The organism is Grimontia sp. SpTr1, assembly GCF_947387585.1.
In the GTDB taxonomy this organism is placed as follows: Bacteria; Pseudomonadota; Gammaproteobacteria; order Enterobacterales; family Vibrionaceae; genus Enterovibrio; species Enterovibrio indicus.
This window is the reverse complement of record NZ_CANDOD010000051.1, coordinates 1-1,121: the sequence shown is the minus strand read 5'-3', so window position 1 is coordinate 1,121 and position 1,121 is coordinate 1. Positions and strand designations below refer to the sequence as shown.

General features: G+C 46.6%; 1 protein-coding gene. It reads left to right on the top strand.

Annotated elements, in window-relative coordinates:
• On the top strand, positions 1-1,121 hold a 1,121-nt coding region (locus tag QL223_RS25875; RefSeq protein WP_281546360.1), incomplete at both ends, for an Ig-like domain-containing protein.

Genomic DNA, 1,121 nt, shown 5'->3' with positions numbered 1-1,121 from the left:
TTCACAACCAGCAGTGCTGACGGCTGGCAGAACCTGGATGGGAATGAATATTTCACCATCAAAGCCCTCAAAATTGGCGATGACGGTAAACGTGTTAAAGACGGCGAGTTAGTCACGGAAGGCTCTGAGCACATTCACAGCACGGGTATTGGTGTGGCAGATACTGCACGCCCTGAGCACACAGGTGCGTCACACCAAATTGAACACAACCATCAGTATGATGTTTCTGAAGCCATTCAAATTGACCTCAACAATCCGACGTTCAGCATGGATGTGGGCATTGCGAGGCTCTTTGCTACAGAAAACGGTGGTGAAGTCGGTAAATACCTGATCTACGACGGTGATGTGTTAGTTGATGAAGTGACCTTCTCATTTGATGAGGGACACACCGGTATCATCAATATCAGCTCGGATGTTCCTTTTGACCGTGTCGTTCTTGAGTCTGCTGAACGCAAGAATGATGGCGATAGAGATGGTGGTGACTCGACGGATTTCACCATTACATCTATTTCTATACATACAGAGCAATACAAGGTCACTGAAACCAATACACTGGATTCAACTTCAACGGCACAAGGTTCATTGTTAGACAATGATAGTGACCCAGAAGGTCATAGTTTCACGGTCACGCAGATTAACGGCATAGACCTTAATTTTGACATCGACACTGGCTTCGCAACGGTTGAGTTCCCTGAAGGTATCCTGCGTATAAAAGCTGACGGTACTTTTGAATTTGATGCCAAAGACCAGGTATCTCTGAAGAAAGGGGATGCGCAATCTTTCGACTTTGAGTACACCATCAAAGACGCTAAAGGTGACACTGATACGGCTGACGTCAAAATCACTATTCTGGGTGTTAACGAAGCCCCTATCGTCGAAAAGGTCACCGCGCAAGCGAATGAAGACGACCAGAAGTTTGTTGTTGACCCGCTAGCAAACAGCAGTGACGGTGATGAAGGCGACCAGCTAAAAGCTGAGAACATCAAGCTTTCAAGCGGCAAAGCCGATGGCGTTAAAGTGGTCGATGGTCAACTTGAAGTAGATCCAAGTGCCTATCAGTACCTTGGTGAGGGAGAGAAAGAAGTCATCACCTATACCTACGATGTTGTTGAGTATGAAGG